Below are 19505 nucleotides of genomic sequence, written 5' to 3' on the forward strand. Positions count from 1 at the left end.
TTCGGCTCCTGAACACGGGAACCGCACCATGCGCATCGCCACCGTCGCCGACTTCCTCGTCGAGACCCTGCAGCAGGTGGGGGTCCGCCGCATCTACGGGGTGGTCGGCGACAGCCTCAACGCGATGACGGAATCGATCCGGGCGCGCGGCGTCATCGATTGGGTCCACGTCCGCCACGAAGAGGTCGGCGCCTTCGCCGCCGGCGCCGAGAGCCAGATCACCGGCGAGCTCGCCGTCTGCGCCGGTTCCTGCGGGCCGGGCCACGTCCACCTCGTCAACGGCCTGTTCGACTGCCACCGCAGCCGCACCCCGGTGCTGGCCATCGCTGCCCACATCCCCTCTGCCGAGATCGGCTCGGGCTACTTCCAGGAGACCGACCCCAAGGCGCTGTTTACGCAATGCAGCCATTATTGCGAGGTCGTCTCGGACCCGGCCCAGCTGCCCTTCGTCCTGGAGAACGCCCTGCGCGCGGCGATCGGCCAGCGCGGCGTTTCCGTCGTCATCATCCCCGGCGACGTGGCGCAGATGGATGCGCCCAAGCGCGCGGCCTCGCCCAATCCCGGCCTCAAGCCGCCGCGTCCGCTGGTCCGGCCGGCCGACCGCGACCTCGACGCCCTGGCCGAGCTCCTCAACGGTTCGGCCAAGGTCACCCTGCTGTGCGGGCGCGGCTGCGCCGGAGCCCACGCCGACCTCCTGGCCGTGGCGGGCAGGCTCAAGAGTCCGATCGTCCATGCGCTCGGCGGCAAGGACGTCGTGGAATACGACAATCCCTACGATGTCGGCATGACCGGGCTGATCGGGTTCTCGTCGGGCTATGCCGCGATGATGGGCTGCGAGACGCTGTTGATGCTCGGCACCGATTTTCCCTACAAGCAGTTCTATCCCGGCGACGCCAAGGTGGCGCAGGTCGACATCCGGCCCGAGCAACTCGGCCGGCGCAGCCGCCTCGCACTCGGCCTCGTGGGCGACGTCGGCGACACCCTGCGGGCGCTCTTGCCCAAGCTCACGGTGAAGGCCGACCGCGCGTGGCTCGATGCGAGCCTGAAGCATTACGCCAAGGCCCGCGAGGATCTCGACGCTCTGGCCACCGGAACGCCGAAGTCGGGCTGGTTCGGCCTCAAGGCCGGGACCAAATCGCCGATCCATCCGCAGTACCTGGCCAAGGTCCTGAGCGATGCGGCGGCCGAGGACGCGGTCTTCACCGCCGATGTCGGCACCCCGACGATCTGGGCGGCCCGCTACCTCAGGATGAACGGTAAGCGCCGGCTGCTGGGATCGTGGGTGCACGGCTCCATGGCCAACGCCATGGCCCAGGCCATCGGCGTGCAGGCGGCCCAGCCGGGTCGGCAGGTGGTGTCGCTCTCGGGCGACGGCGGCTTCACCATGCTGATGGGCGACCTCCTCACCCTGCGCCAGGAAAAGCTGCCGGTGAAGGTGGTGATCTTCAACAACGGCTCCCTCGGCTTCGTCGAGATGGAAATGAAGGCCGCGGGCTATCTCGAGACCGGCGTCGAACTCGAGAACCCGGATTTCGCCGCCATGGCCCGGGCCGCCGGCATCCACGCCGTGCGCGTCGATGACCCGGCCGACTTGGAGGCCGCCGCCCGCGGGGTGCTGGCCCACGACGGCCCCGCCGTCCTCGACGTGGTGGTGAACCGCCAGGAGCTGTCGATCCCCCCGAAGATCGACGGCCAGCAGGTGAAGGGCTTCAGCCTCTACGTCCTGCGCGCCGTGATGAGCGGACGCGGTGACGCGGTGCTCGATCTGGCGAAGACGAACGTGATTCGGTAGAGCTTTTCCAAACTGGAAACGGGCCGACTCGTCTCGCCTCCCCCTTGCGGGGAGGGAAGCGCACGCGGGCTGGACGAGAACGATATGGAAACGCCATGCGCATCGGACTGTTCGTGCCGTGCTACGTCGACGCCTTCGAGCCGGAGGTGGGCATCGCCACCCTGGAGTTGCTCGAACGCCTGGGGCTCGACGTCGAATACCCGTTCGACCAGACCTGCTGCGGCCAGCCGATGACCAACACCGGCTGCCACGCCGAGGCCGCCGCCACCGAGGCTTTGTTCGTCAGGAACTTCACCGGCTTCGACTACGTCGTGACCCCGTCCGGCTCCTGCGCGCACCAGGTGCGCGAACATCTGACCGCGATCCCGCAGACCCCCGAGGTGACGGCGGTGCGGGAAAGGACCTACGAACTGGTGGAGTTCCTGCACGACGTGCTGAAGGTCGAGGCGTTTCCCTGGGCGCGCTTCCCCCACAAGGTCGCCTATCACTCCAACTGCAACGCCCTGCGCGGCATCCACCACGCCAAGCCGTCGGAGCTGAACGCGCCGGCCTTCTCCAAGCCCCTCGATCTCCTGGCCAAGGTCTCCGGCATCGAGGTGGTCAAGCTGGCGCGGCCCGACGAATGCTGCGGTTTCGGTGGCACCTTCAGCGTGTTCGAGCCGGCGGTCTCGGCCAAGATGGGCTACGACAAGGTGGCCGATCAGGCCAGGGCGGGGGCCGACTACGTGGTCTCGGCCGATTCCTCCTGCCTGATGCACCAGAAGGGCTGTGCCGACCGGGTCGGCGTGCCGCTCAAGTTCATCCACATCGCCCGCATCCTCAATGGAGCGACAGCATGAGCATCGAGGACCAGCCCCGCCTCTCCGAGCCCCCGGCCGAGAGCGCCCGCGGCCAGGACGGGCGCCCCCTCCAGCATGCCGAGGCCGCGACGAAGCCCGTGGCGGTGAAAGCCCCGCGGGAGGCCCAGCCGCGCGGCGCCAAGATCCGCGGCGACCGGCCGATCGACCAGGCCGAGGCGGCCGAACGCTTCCTCGCCGCCCCGCTGCACCAGGCCGCCCACGACGCACGGCTCTGGGACCTGCGCACCAAGCGCGACACCGCCGCCTTCGGCATCCCGGAGTGGGAGGAGCTGCGCGAGCTCGCCTCCGCCATCAAGACCCACACGCTGAGCCGCCTCGACCACTACCTCGAGCAGTTCGAGGCGGCCGCCAAGGCCAACGGCGTCCACGTGCATTGGGCGACCGACGGGGCCGACCACAACCGCATCGTCCACGGCATCCTCAAGGATCATGGCGCCAGGTCGCTGATCAAGTCGAAGTCGATGCTGACCGAGGAATGCGGGTTTCGCCACTACATGGCGACCACCGGCATCGAGGTGATCGAGACGGATCTGGGCGAGCGCATCCAGCAGCTCGACGACGAGGAGCCGAGCCACGTGGTGGTGCCGGCCGTGCACAAGACCCGCTTCGACGTGGCCGAGGTGTTTGCTCGCACCATGGGCACCGACCCGGAGAACGACGATGCCAAGTACCTCGCCGAGAGCCAGCGCATGCACACGCGCCCGCTTATCCTGGAGGCGGACGCCGGGTTGACGGGGTGCAACTTCGCCATCGCCGAGACCGGCACGGTGGTGACCTGCACCAACGAGGGCAACGCCGATCTCTCGGGCAACGTGCCCAAGCTCCAGATCCACTCCATCGGCATCGAGAAGCTGATCCCGCGCATCGAGCATCTCGGCGTGTTCCTGCGCCTGCTCTCGCGCTCGGCGCTCGGCTCCCCCATCACCCAGTACACCTCGCATTTCCGCGCGCCCCGCAAGGGCACCGAGATGCACATGGTGCTGGTCGACAACGGCCGTTCGGAGCGGCTCGGGATGGAGGAGTTCTGGACCTCGCTCAAATGCATCCGCTGCGGCGCCTGCATGAACACCTGCCCGGTCTACCGGCGCAGCGGAGGCTTGAGCTACGGCGCCACCTATTCGGGGCCGATCGGTCTCATCATCGATCCGACCTTCAACAAGCGGAAGTACTCGACCCTGCCGTTCTCCTCGACGATGAACGGTTCCTGCACCAACGTCTGCCCGGTCAAGATCAACATCCACGAGCAGATCTTCGCCTGGCGCAAGGTGCTGGCCGAGGAGCACCAGATCCCGCTCCTCAAGCAGGGCATGATGAAGGCGGCGGGCCAGGTGCTGAGCCGCCCGGCGGCCTACCGCGCCGCCATCGGTGCGGCCGATTCCGCCTTGAAGGTCCTGCCGCGCTTTGCCGTCTACAACCCGCTCAACACCTGGGGGAAGGCGCGCGAGATGCCCGACAGCCCGGGCCGGAGCTTCCACAGCTGGTACAAGCAGAACCGGATGGGGAAGAAGGCCGGAGCCGAAACGTCCGCTGCGAAGAAGGACGGCGCATCGTGAGCGCGCGCGAGACCACCCTCGCCACGATCCGGCGCAACCGCCCGGCCGGCGATCATCCCCTGCCGGAGATCCCGGCGTTCGCGCCCCTGGTCGGCGACGATCTCGTGGCCGAGTTCGGCGAGCGCCTTCAGCGCATGGGCGGGCGGGTCGCCGAGGTCGTGCCCGGGCAGGACCCGTTCGCCGCCGTGCGCGAGCGTCTCGACGGCGCCGCGGTGATCGCCTCCGCCGTGCCCGAGATCGCGGGCAACCGCGACCTGGCGCAGGTGGCGCTGCCGGCCGATCTGGCCGATGTGGACGTGGCGATCGTGCGCGCGGTGTTCGGCGTCGCCGAGACCGGTTCCGTGCTGTTCACCCAGGCCGAGTTGCAGGTGAACGCCGTGGCCTACCTCGCCCAGCACCTCGTCGTGCTGCTCGACCCGGCCGATATCCTGGTCAACATCCAGGCCGCCTACCGCCGGCCGGACTTCGCCCGGGCGGATTACGCCGTGCTCCACACCGGCCCCTCGGCCACCGCCGACATCGAGGGCGTGCTGATCCACGGCGCGCAAGGGGTGCGCTCGCTGACGGTACTGCTGCTGCCGCGGACGGAGGAGGGCGTCGGCGAACGGTCCGCGACGTCCTGAACGCCGCCGCCCACGCCGTGGCCGCGGGCCGTCGCGGATCGTGCAGCGGCGACGCGGTTCTCCGACGCCCGCCTGGCGCGAGCGCGTGGAACCCCGCCCGTCTCGCGATCTTGGCTGTGCGAGGTCCGGTCCTTGCTTTGCGGCACGGAACGGCGGTCGATGTGATGCCAGGGAGCGACGAGTGCGATACGAGCTGGGCTGCAGTCTGTCCTACAACATCCTTTCGGAGACGGTCTTCATCTTCAACGTGGAGGTCGCCCACCTCCAAAGCCTGGAGATCCTGAGCGAGGCCCTGACCCTGGCCCCCGACCTGCCGCGGCGGACCTACGTGACCCCCGACCTGCAGAACCGCTACCTCGGCGTCGTGGTGCAACCCGGTCCGTTCTCGCTCGAGTACAACGCTACGGTGGATCTGACCCCGTTCCGGGCCGACCCGGCGACCATCGGCGAGACCCCGGTCAATCGGCTGCCCCTCGACATCCTGCCCTTCCTGCTGCCGAGCCGCTACGTCTCCTCCGACCGGCTGACGCCCTTCGCCGTGGCCGAGTTCGGCGCCCTGCCCAAGGGCCACCAGCGCGTCAACGCGATCTGCTCGTGGATCCACACCCACATCACCTATCAGGCCGGCACAAGCGATGCGGAGACCACCGCCGACGAGAGCCTGCTGCGCCGAGCCGGCGTCTGCCGCGACTTCGCACATCTCGGGATCGCCTTCTGCCGGGCCCTGGGCATTCCCGCCCGGTTCGTCTCCGCCTATGCGCACGGCCTCGTGCCGAGCGACTTCCACGCAGTGTTCGAGGCCTATCTCGACGGGCGCTGGTGGCTGTTCGACGCGACCCGGCAGGCCAACCTCGACGGCCTCGTGCGCATCGGCGTCGGCCGCGACGCGGCCGAGATCGCGTTCTCGACCCCCTTCGGCAACATGCAGCCCACCGCCATGCAGGTGCGCATCGCCCGCTCGGACGGGGTGAGCGACGCGGTGATCCGCACCGTCGACGCGATCTCGACGGAGATCCCCGCTCCGCATGCGGGGGCGGCATGACCGGCTAGCGCCGCTGCCGTGCCCCGAGGATCGGCAGCGGCATTGGCACGACAGGTTGTCGAGGAGTTCGTGAGCCCATGCCCTATCGCCACGTCGTCGGCCCCAAGACCCATGTGTTCGCCGACCTCGCCACGCTCATGGCCAAGGCGACCCCGGTGCGCTCCGGCGACCGGCTCGCGGGCATCGCCGCCGAGACGGCGGAGGAAGGGATGGCCGCGCGCTGGTGCCTTTCGGAGGTGCCGCTGGCGGAGATCCTGGCCAGACCCCTGATCGCTTACGAGGACGACGACGTCACCCGCCTGATCCTCGACGGCCACGACGCGCCGGCCTTCGCCGAGATCGCCCATCTCACCGTCGGCGACTTTCGCGAGTTCCTGATCAAGGCCTCTCCGGAGACGCTGACCCGGATCGCGCCCGGCATCACACCGGAGATCGCGGCCGCGGTCTCGAAGGTGATGCGCAACCAGGACCTGATCCTGGTCGCCCGCAAGTGCCGGGTGGTGACGAAGTTCCGCAACACCATCGGCCTGCCCGGCCGGCTCTCGGTGCGCCTCCAGCCCAACCACCCCACCGACGATGCCGCCGGCATCACCGCGGCGATCGTCGACGGCCTGTCCTACGGCTGCGGCGACGCGGTGATCGGGCTGAACCCGGCGTCCGATTCGGTCTCCACCCTCAGCGGCCTGCTCCATCTCTTCGACGACCTGATCCAGCGCCTCGCGATCCCGACGCAGGGCTGCATTCTCACCCACGTCACCACGACGCTGGACGCCATGAACCTCGGCCTGCCGGTGGATCTCGTGTTCCAGTCCATCGCCGGCACCCAGAAGGCCAACGCCAGCTTCGGCGTCACCCTCCCCATCCTGAAGGAGGCGCACGAGGCGGCGCTGGCGCTCAAGCGCGGCACGGTGGGCGACAACGTGATGTACTTCGAGACCGGCCAGGGTTCGGCGCTCTCGGCCGACGCCCATCACGGCATCGACCAGCAGACCCTGGAAGCGCGCGCCTACGCGGTGGCGCGGCCGTTCCGGCCGCTGCTGGTCAACACCGTGGTCGGCTTCATCGGGCCCGAATACCTCTACGACGGCAAGGAGATCATCAGGGCCGGGCTGGAGGACCACTTCTGCGGCAAGCTCATGGGCCTGCCGTTGGGCTGCGACGTCTGCTACACCAACCACGCCGAGGCCGACCAGAACGACATGGACACGCTCCTGACGTTGCTGGGTACGGCCGGGTGCACCTTCATCATGGGCATCCCGGGTGCCGACGACGTGATGCTGAACTACCAGTCCACCTCGTTCCACGATTCGCTCTACATCCGCGAGGTGCTCGGCCTGAAGCGGGCGCCGGAGTTCGAGGCCTGGCTCGAACAGATCGGGCTGACCGACGCCGACGGGACACTGCTGCCGGAGGAGCCGAGCGCCCGGCTCATCGCCGCCGCCCCGGGCCTGTCGGGAGACCTCGCGGCATGACCGGCGAAGACCCCTGGGCGCGCCTCGCCCGCCTCACGCCCGCCCGGATCGGCCTCGGGCGGGCCGGCGCCGGCCTGCCCACCATCGAGGTGCTGCGCTTCGGCCTCGCCCACGCCCAGGCCCGCGACGCGGTCCACACCCCGATGGACGCCGGCGAGGTCGCCGCCGGCATCGAAGCGCTCGGCTTCACGACCCTGACCGTGGCTTCCGCCGCCACCGACCGCGCGACCTACCTGCGCCGGCCCGATCTCGGGCGCGCCTTGAGCGAGGACGGCCTCGCCGCATTGACGCAGGAACCGGCCGAGCCGGTCGACCTCGCCATCGTGGTGGCCGACGGGCTCTCGGCCCGTGCCGTCCACGAGGGTGCGGCGGGCTTCCTCACCGCCTTCAAGCCGCACATCGACAAGGCCGGCTGGAGCCTCGCCCCGGTGGTGGTGGCGACGCAGGGGAGGGTGGCGCTAGGTGACGGCATCGGCGCGGCACTCAAGGCCCGCGCGGTGGTGGTGCTCATCGGCGAACGGCCGGGCCTGTCCTCGCCCGACAGCCTCGGCGTCTACCTCACCTTCGCGCCCCGTGTCGGGCGCTCGGATGCCGAGCGCAACTGCATCTCGAACGTGCGGCCGGCCGGGCTGTCCCACGAGCTGGCGGCGTTCAAGCTCGAATGGCTGCTGCGCGAGGCTCTTCTGCGCGGGATTACGGGGGTGAGCCTCAAGGACGGCAGCGGCGTCGCCCTGGAAGCGGCCCCACGCAGTGAGCTTTTGGGTGACGCCTCGAAAGCCGACCCGGCATCTTGAGGCGGTCCCCGTCCGTGACGTGACCGGACATCAAGTCCGGCCGGCGATCAGCGCGGGGCGAGGGCCTGCGTGGCGGAGCCCGAGAACCGGGCGGTGGCCGGAGCCTGCGATCCTTGCGCCGTGAAGCGGGTCGCCGCCATGGCGTCGGCCGGCCGGGCGACGAGACCGTCGGGAGCGCCCTCGGTGCGGGGGCGGGCGATCGCCATATGCACCACCGGCGCCACCCGATCGATCGACTGGGCGACCGCGACGGCGAACAACCAGCGCATCTGCGCGCGCGGATCGGAATCCGGCGGCAGTCGCGCGGATGCGGGAAGCGGATCGGGCTCTGCGGCGGCGAGGTTCGCCGTCGCGGCGGCCCGCGCCGGCACCGGACCGAGATTGGCCATGCCGGCGGTTCCGAGCGAGGCGACCTGGACGGAGGGACGCGGCGGCGGCGGAGGCATCGCGAGGGCAGCGGCCACGGCGGCGAATTCGGACGGCCTGCGCGGCGGCGCCGGCATGATCGCCTGGACCGTGTCCTTCACCGCCTGCGGCTCGGCGGTGAGCAGGCTCTGGGCATCGCGGCCATCGCGACGGGCGGATTTCGCGGTCTGCTCGGCGGCGGCGTAAGCCAGTGCCGCGCGGGTCCCGGTCGTGTCCTCCGGATCGGCGCTGGCGACGGCGACGATGGGCCTGGTCCGTGCCTTGGCGGGCGCGGCCGGTGCTTGGATCTGGGCCTCGCTCGGCCGGCTGCCGCCGCCGAACAGGCCGGCGAAGAAGCCCTTCAGGCTCGGGCCCTCGTCCTCCTCGCCGCCTTGGGCGTTCTGGGTGTAGCCCAGCACGGTGCCGCCGCGCGACAGGATCTCGGCGCGGGCTTCCTCGTAGCGGGCGAGCGGACGGTTATCGCTGGGCAGGTGGACGGTCCGGCCGTCGGGGAACAGGCGCGCGAGCTGGTCGTGGCTCATGCGCGGCCAGGAGCGGACCGAGCCGACGTCGAGGTGGACGAAGGGAGAACCGGCGCTCGGGTACCAGCCGACGCCGCCCCGCTGCATCTGCATGCCCACCGCGCGGATGCGGTCGACCGAGACGTCCGGCAGGTAGAAATCCATCGCCTTGCCGCGGGTATGCTGGCTGAACTCGGCCACGCCCCGCGAACGGCGGCGCAGCATCGCGTTGGTACCCGGCGAGCGGTAGGCCGAGACGACGGTGATCGGCTCGGACGAGCCCACCGAGCGGTAGGCCTCCCACACCGTGTCGAACAGGCGCGGGTCCATCTTGGTCGGCTCGTCGACCCGCCAGTCGCGCAGCATCCAGTTGAGCTGCTCCAGGGCGGCGCGGTCGTAGCGCCCGTCACGCTTGAACGTGATCGTCGCGCTTTCCTTCGTGTGGGAATGGAAGATCGAGATCGTTCGGGTGTCGCCGTTGGCGACCGCGTCCTGCGTCCCGTGCGCGCCACCGAGGACGCCCGCGGCGATGCCGGTCATCAGGGCGAGGGATCGCGACAGGAGTCCGCGGCGATGCCGGGATGGCGCGGGCGATCTGTCTCGCTGATGTGCCTGCACGATCGTCCCCACCCTCTGCCAGACCACGCCTGAGCGCGACACGTCATGGTGAATGCAGGGTTGCCGAAAACCGTAAACGGGGGGTTAACGGACCCGAACGCTGCATCGTTTGCAGGCAAACGGCTAAGTCCGAACCGTGGCGAAATCGTGCCGCGCAAGAGTGGCCGCGCACATGGACCGACGCTGTGGCAACCCTGCCTCAGTGTGGTTGGACGGGACGGTACCCTCCCTCACGACAAGGGCGCGGCCCGCCAAAGCGGTCCCGCGCCCTTTTCCGACGTTCCGTGACGATGCCGCTCAGGCGGCGGGCGCCTTTACCGGTACGCCCTTCTCGGCCAGGAACTGCTGCAGTTCGCCGGACTGGAACATCTCGCGGGTGATGTCGCAGCCGCCGACGAACTCGCCCTTCACGTAGATCTGCGGGATGGTGGGCCAGTTCGAGAAGGCCTTGATCCCGTCGCGGATGGCCATGTCGTCGAGCACGTTCACGCCCTTGAACGGCACTTCGAGGTGGTTGAGGATCTGCACGACCTGGCCCGAGAAGCCGCACATCGGAAATTGCGGCGTGCCCTTCATGAACACGACCACGTCCTGGGATTCGATCTCGGCCTTGATGGCGGTGTTGGCGTCGGTCATCGGGTATGTCCTCGTTGGTGGCTTGATCTAGTGATGGTCGGCCGGCCTGTTCAAGGTCGAGGCGAGGCGCTCCAAGGCCCAGTCCATCGTGAAGGTCTCGGAAACGAGTTCTTCGGGTGTGAACGGTATCGCATCGGGTAAGCCCACGACGAGGCGATCGTCGAACATCCGGAGGGAGACTTCCGCCTGGATCCGTGCCGTCTTCCACAACCACGACCAGTCGATCCGCTGCCGCATGCCGGGAGAGTAGGCCCGGTGGGCCGCCGCATGAAAAGCGATCACCTCGGATCGCCAGGATCGGGTCGATTGTGCACTCGGCCCAGACATGTACTTCAGCACGTGGATGAGCACCTGCAGGAGCTTCTGCTCGACCGCGCTGATCTGGGACCGCCCCACGCTCTCGATCTCCTCGGCGACGTTCTCCCAGTCGAGGGCATTCGACAGATCGGGCCGTGACGCGAGGGCGCGAACGGCAGCGGCCTGCTGCTCGGCCCAGGTCACGATGTCGTCGTCGTAGAGGCTCGGCTGATCCATGTGATCGACCCCGCTGAAGCGGATCAATCCTGGGGGACGCCCGTGGTCAGCGCAAGGGCGTGGAGGACACCCCCCATCCGCCCCTGGAGCGCGTTGTAGACGAGCTGGTGCTGGGCCACCCGCGTCTTGCCCTTGAAGGCCGACGAGATGACGGTGGCGGCGTAATGGTCGCCGTCGCCTGCGAGATCCTTGATCTCGATCCTCGCGTCGGGCAGCGCTTCCCGGATCATCGCCTCGATCTCGCGCGCATCCATCGGCATCGGGTGTCTCCTCGAAGAAATGTCAGGCGGCGGCCGGCCGGCTCGCCATGTAGGCGGGAAGCCAGCCCTCGTGCGCCTCGCGCAGGGCCGTCAGCGAGATGGTCTGTCCGCCGGGCAAGGTCAAACCGTCGCCGCCGACGCTGCCGACGATGGCCGCCGCGATGCCGAGTTCCGCTGCGCGCGCCAGCAGGTCCTGCGCCGTGGTGAGGTCGGTGCTCAGGAGGTAGCGGGCCTGGTCCTCGCCGAAGAGCCAGGCATGGGCCGGGACGCCGGCGGGGCCCTCGCCCAGGGTCGCGCCGAGGCCGCCGGCCAGGGCCATCTCGGCCACGGCGATGCCGAGGCCGCCGTCGGAGAGGTCGTGGACGCTGTCGATCCGCCCGGAGCTGATGAAGCCGCGCAAAAAGTCGCCGTTGCGGCGCTCGGCGGCGAGGTCGACCGGGGGTGGTGCACCTTCCTCGCGGCCGGCGACGACCGCGAGGTAGACCGACTGGCCGAGCCAGCCCGCGGTCTCGCCCAGCAGCACCAGGACGTCGCCCTCGCGCTTCAGGGCGATCGTGGCGTGGCGCGTGACGTCGTCGAGGAGGCCGACGCCGCCGATGGTCGGGGTGGGAAGGATGCCGACGCCGTTGGTCTCGTTGTAGAGCGAGACGTTGCCCGACACGACGGGGAAGTCCAACGCCAGGCAGGCCTCGCCGATGCCCTTGAGGCAGCCCACCAGCTGGCCCATCACCTCGGGCTTCTCCGGGTTACCGAAGTTGAGGTTGTCGGTGATCGCGAGCGGGCGACCGCCGACGGCGGTGATGTTGCGCCAGGCCTCCGCCACCGCCTGCCGGCCGCCGGCGACCGGATCGGCCTCGCAGTAGCGTGGGGTGACGTCGCAGGTGAGCGCCAGACCCTTGGGACCGTCCTCGACGCGGACGATGGCGGCGTCGCCGCCGGGCTTCTGGACGGTGTTGCCGCCGATGAAGTGATCGTACTGCTCGTAGACCCAGCGCTTCGAGGACAGGTCCGGCGACCCGAGGAGGGTCAGCAGCGCCTCGGCGTCGCCGACCGGGGCCGCTACCTCGGCGGCCGCGACCACCGGCTGGTGGGTGTTGGCGATGTGGGGGCGGTCGTAGAGGGGGGCCTCGTCGCCTAGCTCCTTGATCGGCAGGTCGGCCATGACGACGCCGTCGTGCTTGACGACGAAGCGCAGCGTGTCTGTGGTGTGCCCGATCACCGCGAAGTCGAGGCCCCACTTCACGAAGATGGCTTGCGCCTCGGCCTCCATGCCGGGCTTGAGGACCATGAGCATGCGCTCCTGGCTCTCCGACAGCATCATCTCGTAGGCGCTCATGCCGGCCTCGCGGGCCGGCACCTTCTCGATGTGGAGTTCGACGCCCAGATCGCCCTTGGCGCCCATCTCGACGGCCGAGCAGGTCAGCCCCGCCGCCCCCATGTCCTGGATCGCGATGACGGCGCCCGAGGCCATGAGTTCGAGACAGGCCTCCAGCAGCAGCTTCTCCGCGAAGGGGTCGCCGACCTGGACGGTGGGGCGCTTCGATTCCGAGGCGTCGTCGAACTCGGCCGAGGCCATGCTGGCGCCGTGGATGCCGTCGCGGCCGGTCTTCGAGCCGAGGTAGACGATCGGGTTACCGACGCCGGTGGCCGCCGCGTAGAAGATCGCGTCGGTGCGCGCCAAGCCCACCGCCATGGCGTTGACGAGGATGTTGCCGTCGTAGCGGGAATGGAAGCCGACGGCGCCGCCCACCGTCGGCACGCCGAAGGAATTGCCGTAGCCGCCGATGCCGGCCACCACGCCCGAGACGAGGTGGCGGGTGCGCGGATGGTCCGGCGAGCCGAACCGCAGGGCGTTCAAGGCCGCGATCGGCCGCGCTCCCATCGTGAAGACGTCGCGCAGGATGCCGCCGACCCCCGTCGCCGCGCCCTGGTAGGGCTCGATGAAGCTCGGGTGGTTGTGGCTCTCCATCTTGAAGACGCAGGCCAGCCCGTCGCCGATGTCGATGACGCCGGCGTTCTCGCCCGGCCCCTGGATCACGTGCGGCCCCGTGGTCGGCAGCCCGCGCAGATGCTTGCGCGACGACTTGTAGGAGCAGTGCTCGTTCCACATCGCCGAGACGATGCCGAGCTCCGTCAGCGTCGGGTCGCGTCCGATCAGGCCGCGGAACCGCGCGTACTCGTCGGGCGTCAGGCCGTGCTGCTTGATGAGCTCGGGGGTGATCGGAACTTCGTTGCGGAACATGCGACTCCCCTCGACCGGCTCGGCCGGAACCGGAAGGCACGGCTCTAAGCAGGTTTGCGCGATGTGGCCACCGGTTTGTGGCCGCCGGTTTCGCGACGAAAACCCGGCCGTCAGCGCTCGACCTCGGCGGACTCCTGCCCCATCGGCTGCGCCTTCACGCTGCGCCACCGCTCGATCAGCCCGTGGATCGGCTCCGCGCCCGTGATGAGGCTGATGTAGTCGAAGGTGTCGGGGCTCTCGCTCGACATCAGGAGCTGGAAGTGCATCTGGAACAGGTTGAAGCGCCGGCGCGACAGGCGCTTCTCCGAAACGAGGTCGGGCATCCGCACGTGGAATTCCACCGGCCGATGCGCTTTGGGCGAGGGCAGCCCCGAGGCGCTGAGCGGATCGCGCTTGTGGATCGAGAGCCAGTCCCACTTCGTGCGGATGTCGAGCCAGCCGATCGCCGCGGCGGCCCCCACCCGGGCGAGCGCCGCGCGGCTGGCGTGCGCGTTGGCGTCCAGCGTGATCCAGGGGATCACGCTGCCGATCGTCACGAAGGAGACCGGGGTGCCGCGGGTGCCGAAGTCGGGGTCGTTCAGGAGCACCCGGTCGAGGGCCTCGTAGCCGAAGAAGCTCGACGAGGAATGGCCGATCAGCACGATCTCGCTGGCCTTGCCCTCGGCGGCGCGGATCAGGGCCGCGAAGGCGTCGAGCCGCGCCTCCATCTCGGGGGCCTCGCCCTTGGCATGGGCATGGGTGAAGGCGGTGTCGTCCACGAGATGGGCGACGAAGAACGGTTTCCCGCGGGTGATCCGCATCAGCCACCACAGGATGGCGTAGGCCGCCGCCGGCACGGCGAGGATGGCCAGCGGCGTCGGCATGACCTGGGCTGGGAGCAGCAGCAGGGTGCAGGCGAGGGCGACGCTCGCCGCCACGATGCCGAGGTAGATCAGGTGGATGCCGACGATGACCCGGTAGAACCGCCGCGCCTCGCGCCGGTAGGCGCTGAGGTAACCGGTGCGCCACAGGCGCCAGCCGAGCGCCAGGGTCTCCACGAAGCGCCGGCCGTTGGGGCGGGGAAACCGGGCACGCACGATGTCGTCCCAGCGCAGCAGGGTGTAGCGGGTCGCCTGTCCCTCGCTCGCGAGCTCCCAGTCGAGCCGCAGCCCGTCGGCCGAGCGCACCGGATCGCCGACCGTGATCGGCGTGTCCCGCCGCGTCGCGGTGAGCCGCGCCTCGCGGCGGAACAACCCCCAGTAGGTCTCGGGCTCGCGCGGATCGAAACCGGGCATGTAGAACACCTGCCGGGGCAGGGCGTCCCTGGCTCGGGTCTCGGGTGGCGTGCCGGTGGGCGCGATGTCGTGGGAGATGGGCCGTCCGTCCGGTTGTGGCGGCGCCGGGGCGATGGGGCCTCGGACGCGCGCGGGACATGTCCCCTACACGATCCGGCCACCCTGCGACGAGGGGAAACCGCGTCAGGCCGACGCGGCGGGGCTCCCGGCCAGGAACTCGGCGATCGCCCCCACGAAGCGCTCGCCATACGCCTCGCGCTTCTTCTCGCCGACCCCGTGGACGGTGCGCAGGGCATAGAGGTCGACCGGCTTGGATTTGGCCATCTCGATCAGGGTGCGGTCGGGAAAGACCATGAAGGCGGCGATGCCTTCGGAGCGCGCGATGGTGGCACGCAGGCCGCGCAGGTGCTGGAACAGGGCCTCCGTCGCCGGATCGAGGTCGAGGTCGGCTTCGTCGCGCACGGGTCCGGCCCGGCGGCGGTCGCGCGGTTCGGCGGGGCGCGGCTCGGGGTCGGGGCGCAGCTGCACGGTCTGGCGCCCGAACAGGATGTCCTCGCCCTTGCCGGTCAGGCTGAGGCCGCCGTGCCCGTCGGCGTTCTCGGCCACCGCGCCGGCGGCGAAGAGCTGGCGCAGCATCGCACGCCAGGCCGGCACCGGCCGGTCGGCGCCGACCCCGAAGGTCTTGAGCGCGGCGTGGCCGTTGCGGCGGATCTGGTCGGATTCCTTGCCGTGGACCACGTCGCAGACGTAGGCCGCCCCGAACCGCTGGCCGGTGCGCACGATCGCCGAGAGCAGCTTCTGGGCCGGCACCGTGGAATCCACCAGCGAGACGCCGCCGCGGCACAGGTCGCAACGCCCGCACGGCTCGCTCGCCTCGTCGAAATAGGCGAGCAGCGACTGGCGCCGGCACAGGGCGCCCTCGCACAGGGCGATCATCGCCTCGAGCTTGCGCCGCTCGACCCGCCGACGCTCGTCCGGCACGTCCTTCTCGTCGATCTGGCGGCGCTTCAACGACATGTCGTCGAGGCCGTAGAGGGTGAGGGTGTCGGCGGGCAGGCCGTCGCGCCCGGCCCGGCCGATCTCCTGGTAGTAGCCCTCGACGTTGGAGGGCATGTCGGCGTGGCAGACGAAGCGGACGTCGGGCTTGTTGATGCCCATGCCGAAGGCGACGGTGGCGGTCATCACCACGCCGTCCTCCTGCAGGAAGGTGTCCTGGTTCTTCATGCGCGTGCCCTGGTCGAGACCGGCGTGATAGGGCAGGGCGTTGAAGCCGTCCTTGGCCAGCACCTCTGCCAGTTGCTCGGTGCGCTTGCGCGACGAGCAGTAGATGATGCCGCTCTCCTGGCGGCGCGACTTCAGGAACCGCTCGATCTGGCGCGTCGGCTGGTCCTTGGGCGCGAAGGTCAGCCGGATGTTGGGCCGGTCGAAGGAATGGACGAAGGCCTTGAGCGGGCGCCCGGCGGGAAACAGCCGCTCGGTGATGTCGGCCCGCGTCGCCTTGTCGGCGGTGGCGGTGAGCGCCAGGGTCTGGACGTCGCCGAGCGCGCTGCGGGCGCGGGCGAGGTCGCGGTATTCGGGCCGGAAGTCGTGCCCCCATTGCGAGACGCAATGCGCCTCGTCGACGGCCAGGCGCCGCACGTCGGCGTCGCGCAGGGCCTCGATCAGCCCCTCCATCATCAGCCGCTCGGGCGAGACGAACAGCAGGCGCAGGTCGCCGGACCGGATCTGCCGCCAGGTCTCGCGGGAGGTCGCCTCCGGCACCGACGAATTCAGCGTGGCGGCCGCGACGCCGAAGCCGAGCATCTGCTGCACCTGATCGTGCATGAGCGCGATCAGCGGCGAGACCACCACCGTGAGCGAATGCTCGACGAGGGCCGGCAGCTGGTAGGTCATCGACTTGCCCGACCCCGTCGGCATCACCGCGAACACGTCGGTCCCGTCGAGGACGGCCCCGATCACCTCGTCCTGCCCGGGGCGGAAATCGTCGTAGCCGAAGGTGGTCTTGAGGGCGCGCCGGGCTTCGTCGAGGCGGGATGTCATCGCTGCCTTGTGGGATCGTGGTGCGGTCGTCCGGCCGGGACGAGGGGGTGCCGGTGGGGGCTTGTAGCGGGCCGCGCTCAGGGCGTCCCGCGGGGCCCGCTCTCGGGCGGCTCGCCGTCCTCGTCCTCGTCGATGGGCGTCGGGATGGCGTAGCGGTCGGTGAGCCAGCGCCCGAGGTCGACGTCGGCGCAGCGCGCCGAGCAGAACGGCGCGAAGCCCGCCTTCGCCGGCTTGGCGCAGATCGGGCAGGGCGGCACGTCGGAGGTCGGAGCCTTGCGGGCGCTCACAGCGGGCTCCCCCAGCGGTCGCGTACGGGAAAGCCTTCCCCCTCCAGGAGGGTGAGGGTTTCGTAGAGCGGCAGGCCGACCACCGCCCCGTAGGACCCGACGAGCTTGACCACGAAAGCCCCGGCCAGCCCCTGGATGGCGTAGCCCCCGGCCTTGCCGCGCCACTCCCCCGAGGCGAGGTAGCGCTCGATGTCGCGGGACGACAGGCGCTTGAACCGCACCCGGGTCTCCACCAGCCGCTCGCGGCGCTGGTCCTTGGGCGACAGGACGCAGACCGCGGTGAAGACGCGGTGCTGGCGGCCCGACAGCAGGCGCAGGCAATCGGCGGCCTCGTCGGGCAACTCGGTTTTGGGCAGGATGCGCCGGCCCACCGCCACCACGGTGTCGGCCGACACGATGTAGGCCGCCCGCATGTCGTCGCGCCGGCGCGCGGCCTCGCCGGCCACGGCGAGCTTGTCCCGTGCCAGGCGACGCGCGTGGTCGCGGGGCGTCTCGCCCTTGAGGGGCGTCTCGTCGACGTCCGCCGGCAGGAGGGCATCGGGCTCGATGCCGGCCTGCTGCAGGAGGGCGAGGCGGCGGGGCGAGGCGGACGCGAGGACGAGACGCGCCGAGGCGATGGTGCCGGATGGTGCGATGTCGTTCATCGTGGCGGGAAAGCCGGCATGGGGGATGACGATCCTGTCTGAAGCCAGGGTTCGGGACGGTGCCGCGCCCGTCGACGGCGCCGGCGACGAAAAAGGGGGGGCGGTTCGGCGGCGGGACGCTACTGGAAACCGGCCGGCTTGGGAACGCGCCGGGCGAAACGGTCTGCGGTCGATGCCGGCTCCTTTCCCGCCGGCGGGTGCGCAGCCGAAAACCGCGCCGGGCCCGCCGGAGGTTCCGTTTCGGGGCGAAATGCTCTAGGCCGCCACACGATGATCCGCACCGCGCTCTACGCCGGGTCCTTCGACCCGGTCACGAACGGACACCTCGACGTCATCCGTCAGGCCTGCCGGCTCGTGCCCCGTCTCGTCATCGCCATCGGCATCCATCCGGGCAAGACCCCGCTGTTCTCGCCCGAGGAGCGGGTGGACCTGCTCCGGTCCACCTGCGAGCCCCTTGCGATCGCGGAAGGCACCGCGCTCGACATCGCCACCTTCGACGATCTCGCCGTCACCGCCGCGCGGCGCCACGGGGCGACCCTGTTCATCCGGGGCCTGCGCGACGGGACCGACCTCGACTACGAGATGCAGCTCGCCGGCATGAACGGCACCATGGCGCCGGAGGTCCAGACCGTGTTCCTGCCCGCCTCCATCCACGTCCGGCCGATCACCGCTACCCTCGTGCGCCAGATCGCGGCGATGGGCGGCGATGTCGGCGCCTTCGTCCCGCCGGCGGTGGCCGAGCGCCTCGCCGCGCGCTTCCGCAAGGCCTGACCCCCCCCCTCCTTTGTCGTTTTCCGGAGAAGACTTGCCCATGACGACTCGTGCCTCGAAGACGATGCCTACCCCGATGACGCGCCGCCTCGCCGCCGCCCTCCTGTTCGCCGCCACCCTCGGCGGCGCACCGGCCGCCCGCGCCGCCGACGGCGACACCCTCTACCTCGACACCAAGGACGGCCGCGTCACCATCGTGCTGCGCCCCGACATCGCCCCCAAGCACGCCGCCCAGATCAAGACGCTGGTCCGCCAGGGCTTCTACGACGGTCTCAAGTTCCACCGCGTCATGGACGGGTTCATGGCCCAGACCGGCGACCCGAAGGGCAACGGCACCGGAGGCTCGTCGCTGCCCAACATCCCGGCCGAATTCTCGCAGGCGCCGTTCAAGCGCGGCACCGTCGGCATGGCCCGCTCGTCCTCGCCGAACTCGGCCAATTCGCAGTTCTTCATCTGCCTGGGCGACGCGCCGTTCCTCGACGGCCAGTACACCGTGGTCGGGGTCGTCACCTCCGGCATGGATGTCGTGGACAAGATCAAGAAAGCCGCCCCCGGCGCGCAGGGCGGCGCCGTGCAGAACCCGGATTCCATCGTGAAGCTGCAGCTCGCCCAAGGGGCGAAGTAGCGGGACTCCGGGGCATGGATCGTCGTAGCCGGGCGGCCGTCCCGTTGCGCGGCGGCGTGGCGCTGGCGGTCGTCAGCGCCTCGGCGATCCCCCTGGCGGCGGTGGCGGCCGTCGGGCAGCCGCTGAGCCTGCCCACCACGCTGCGCGCGACGGTCCAGGTGCCAGTCCAGGCCCCGGGCGTCGCGCCCGAGCCGGCCTCGAGCCTGCGCGCACTCTACGCCCGGCTCGCCGCCTGCTGGCAGCCGCCGGCGGGCCTCGCCCGCTTCGAGCGCACCGAGGTCACCGCCCGTTTCGCCCTGCGGCGGGACGGTTCGGTGATCGGCGAGCCGCGCATCACCTTCGCGACGCAGCCGAGCGACGGCCGAGCCTTCCGGCTCCTGGCCGACGCCGCCCGCGACGCCATCCGTCGCTGTACGCCCGCGCCGATCACGCCCGGGCTCGGCGGCGCCATCGCGGGGCGCCCCATCGCGCTCCGTTTCATCTATCAAGGACCCAAAGGACAGGGAGTTTGA

19 protein-coding genes are annotated in these 19505 nt (G+C 70.3%); 10 read left to right on the forward strand and 9 right to left on the reverse strand.

The annotated features are described in order from the left end of the window. The first annotated feature begins 28 nt into the window (after positions 1-28). The 7 genes from poxB (at position 29) to eutC (ending at position 8136) form a co-directional block, all read left to right on the forward strand. On the forward strand, positions 29-1792 hold the full coding sequence (poxB, locus tag ASG40_RS15280; RefSeq protein WP_055887612.1) for a ubiquinone-dependent pyruvate dehydrogenase: 1764 nt from the start codon (positions 29-31) through the stop codon (positions 1790-1792). A 95-nt stretch (positions 1793-1887) separates the two neighbouring features. Beyond that, a complete protein-coding gene (locus ASG40_RS15285; RefSeq protein ID WP_055887615.1) occupies positions 1888-2631 on the forward strand; it encodes a (Fe-S)-binding protein in 744 nt (247 codons plus the stop codon). Beyond that, a complete protein-coding gene (locus ASG40_RS15290) occupies positions 2628-4205 on the forward strand; it encodes a lactate utilization protein B (protein WP_055887617.1) in 1578 nt (525 codons plus the stop codon). Before ASG40_RS15285 ends, ASG40_RS15290 begins: the two co-directional genes overlap by 4 nt. Next, the gene (locus tag ASG40_RS15295) at positions 4202-4828 is read left to right on the forward strand and encodes a LutC/YkgG family protein (protein ID WP_055887620.1); all 627 of its coding nucleotides are present in this window, start codon (positions 4202-4204) and stop codon (positions 4826-4828) included. Before ASG40_RS15290 ends, ASG40_RS15295 begins: the two co-directional genes overlap by 4 nt. A gap of 181 nt (positions 4829-5009) precedes the next feature. Beyond that, positions 5010-5870, forward strand: a complete 861-nt coding sequence (locus ASG40_RS15300; RefSeq protein ID WP_055887622.1) for a transglutaminase-like domain-containing protein — start codon at positions 5010-5012, stop codon at positions 5868-5870. Between the two features lie 77 nt (positions 5871-5947). Further along, a complete protein-coding gene (locus tag ASG40_RS15305) occupies positions 5948-7342 on the forward strand; it encodes an ethanolamine ammonia-lyase subunit EutB (protein ID WP_055887624.1) in 1395 nt (464 codons plus the stop codon). Next, on the forward strand, positions 7339-8136 hold the full coding sequence (gene eutC, locus ASG40_RS15310) for an ethanolamine ammonia-lyase subunit EutC (RefSeq protein WP_055887627.1): 798 nt from the start codon (positions 7339-7341) through the stop codon (positions 8134-8136). The genes ASG40_RS15305 and eutC overlap by 4 nt, the downstream gene beginning before the upstream one ends. 47 nt (positions 8137-8183) lie before the next feature. On the opposite strand, the gene ASG40_RS15315 is transcribed toward eutC, so the two are convergent. The 9 genes from ASG40_RS15315 to ASG40_RS15355 form a co-directional block, all read right to left on the reverse strand. Continuing rightward, positions 8184-9602, reverse strand: coding sequence for a DUF882 domain-containing protein (locus tag ASG40_RS15315; RefSeq protein WP_082524102.1), 1419 nt, complete (start codon positions 9600-9602; stop codon positions 8184-8186). A 375-nt stretch (positions 9603-9977) separates the two neighbouring features. Continuing rightward, a complete protein-coding gene (gene grxD, locus ASG40_RS15320; protein ID WP_055887632.1) occupies positions 9978-10316 on the reverse strand; it encodes a Grx4 family monothiol glutaredoxin in 339 nt (112 codons plus the stop codon). A 27-nt stretch (positions 10317-10343) separates the two neighbouring features. Next, positions 10344-10850: a DUF29 domain-containing protein gene (locus tag ASG40_RS15325; protein ID WP_055887635.1), complete on the reverse strand. Its 507-nt coding sequence runs from the start codon at positions 10848-10850 to the stop codon at positions 10344-10346. Between the two features lie 23 nt (positions 10851-10873). Then, entirely contained in the window at positions 10874-11110 is a 237-nt protein-coding gene (locus ASG40_RS15330; protein ID WP_055887638.1) for a BolA family protein, read from the reverse strand. A gap of 22 nt (positions 11111-11132) precedes the next feature. Next, positions 11133-13352: a phosphoribosylformylglycinamidine synthase subunit PurL gene (purL, locus tag ASG40_RS15335; protein WP_055887640.1), complete on the reverse strand. Its 2220-nt coding sequence runs from the start codon at positions 13350-13352 to the stop codon at positions 11133-11135. Between the two features lie 110 nt (positions 13353-13462). Continuing rightward, a complete protein-coding gene (locus ASG40_RS15340) occupies positions 13463-14626 on the reverse strand; it encodes a hypothetical protein (RefSeq protein ID WP_055888078.1) in 1164 nt (387 codons plus the stop codon). 183 nt (positions 14627-14809) lie between these two features. Beyond that, positions 14810-16666 (reverse strand): DNA helicase RecQ, encoded by a 1857-nt coding sequence (gene recQ / locus ASG40_RS15345; RefSeq protein ID WP_055887643.1) that lies wholly within the window; start codon positions 16664-16666, stop codon positions 14810-14812. 77 nt (positions 16667-16743) lie between these two features. Further along, positions 16744-16953 (reverse strand): DNA gyrase inhibitor YacG, encoded by a 210-nt coding sequence (locus tag ASG40_RS15350; protein WP_055887646.1) that lies wholly within the window; start codon positions 16951-16953, stop codon positions 16744-16746. Beyond that, positions 16950-17597 carry a Maf-like protein gene (locus tag ASG40_RS15355; protein ID WP_055887649.1) on the reverse strand — a complete coding sequence of 216 codons (648 nt, stop codon included), beginning with the start codon at positions 17595-17597 and terminating at the stop codon, positions 16950-16952. Before ASG40_RS15355 ends, ASG40_RS15350 begins: the two co-directional genes overlap by 4 nt. 270 nt (positions 17598-17867) lie before the next feature. Between ASG40_RS15355 and coaD the strand changes: the two genes are divergently transcribed. From coaD to ASG40_RS15370, 3 genes are all read left to right on the forward strand, one after another. After that, complete coding sequence (gene coaD / locus ASG40_RS15360) at positions 17868-18368, forward strand: pantetheine-phosphate adenylyltransferase (RefSeq protein ID WP_055887651.1); 501 nt, start codon at positions 17868-17870, stop codon at positions 18366-18368. A gap of 76 nt (positions 18369-18444) precedes the next feature. Continuing rightward, positions 18445-18993: a peptidylprolyl isomerase gene (locus ASG40_RS15365; protein ID WP_055887654.1), complete on the forward strand. Its 549-nt coding sequence runs from the start codon at positions 18445-18447 to the stop codon at positions 18991-18993. Positions 18994-19007: 14 nt separating this feature from the next. Then, positions 19008-19505 (forward strand): hypothetical protein, encoded by a 498-nt coding sequence (locus tag ASG40_RS15370; protein WP_055887655.1) that lies wholly within the window; start codon positions 19008-19010, stop codon positions 19503-19505.

Source organism: Methylobacterium sp. Leaf399 (assembly GCF_001424525.1).
Taxonomy (GTDB): Bacteria; Pseudomonadota; Alphaproteobacteria; order Rhizobiales; family Beijerinckiaceae; genus Methylobacterium.

Bases quoted from the DNA above. Each gene is read 5' to 3' on its own strand.
- recQ (WP_055887643.1), bottom strand. From the start codon at position 16,666: ATGACATCCCGCCTCGACGAAGCCCGGCGCGCCCTCAAGACCACCTTC.
- ASG40_RS15355 (WP_055887649.1), bottom strand. From the start codon at position 17,597: ATGAACGACATCGCACCATCCGGCACCATCGCCTCGGCGCGTCTCGTC.
- ASG40_RS15325 (WP_055887635.1), bottom strand. From the start codon at position 10,850: ATGGATCAGCCGAGCCTCTACGACGACGACATCGTGACCTGGGCCGAG.
- eutC (WP_055887627.1), top strand. From the start codon at position 7,339: ATGACCGGCGAAGACCCCTGGGCGCGCCTCGCCCGCCTCACGCCCGCC.
- ASG40_RS15290 (WP_055887617.1), top strand. From the start codon at position 2,628: ATGAGCATCGAGGACCAGCCCCGCCTCTCCGAGCCCCCGGCCGAGAGC.
- coaD (WP_055887651.1), top strand. From the start codon at position 17,868: ATGATCCGCACCGCGCTCTACGCCGGGTCCTTCGACCCGGTCACGAAC.
- ASG40_RS15285 (WP_055887615.1), top strand. From the start codon at position 1,888: ATGCGCATCGGACTGTTCGTGCCGTGCTACGTCGACGCCTTCGAGCCG.
- poxB (WP_055887612.1), top strand. From the start codon at position 29: ATGCGCATCGCCACCGTCGCCGACTTCCTCGTCGAGACCCTGCAGCAG.
- purL (WP_055887640.1), bottom strand. From the start codon at position 13,352: ATGTTCCGCAACGAAGTTCCGATCACCCCCGAGCTCATCAAGCAGCAC.
- ASG40_RS15315 (WP_082524102.1), bottom strand. From the start codon at position 9,602: ATGACCGGCATCGCCGCGGGCGTCCTCGGTGGCGCGCACGGGACGCAG.
- ASG40_RS15305 (WP_055887624.1), top strand. From the start codon at position 5,948: ATGCCCTATCGCCACGTCGTCGGCCCCAAGACCCATGTGTTCGCCGAC.
- ASG40_RS15330 (WP_055887638.1), bottom strand. From the start codon at position 11,110: ATGCCGATGGATGCGCGCGAGATCGAGGCGATGATCCGGGAAGCGCTG.
- ASG40_RS15340 (WP_055888078.1), bottom strand. From the start codon at position 14,626: ATGCCCGGTTTCGATCCGCGCGAGCCCGAGACCTACTGGGGGTTGTTC.
- grxD (WP_055887632.1), bottom strand. From the start codon at position 10,316: ATGACCGACGCCAACACCGCCATCAAGGCCGAGATCGAATCCCAGGAC.
- ASG40_RS15370 (WP_055887655.1), top strand. From the start codon at position 19,008: ATGGATCGTCGTAGCCGGGCGGCCGTCCCGTTGCGCGGCGGCGTGGCG.
- ASG40_RS15365 (WP_055887654.1), top strand. From the start codon at position 18,445: ATGACGCGCCGCCTCGCCGCCGCCCTCCTGTTCGCCGCCACCCTCGGC.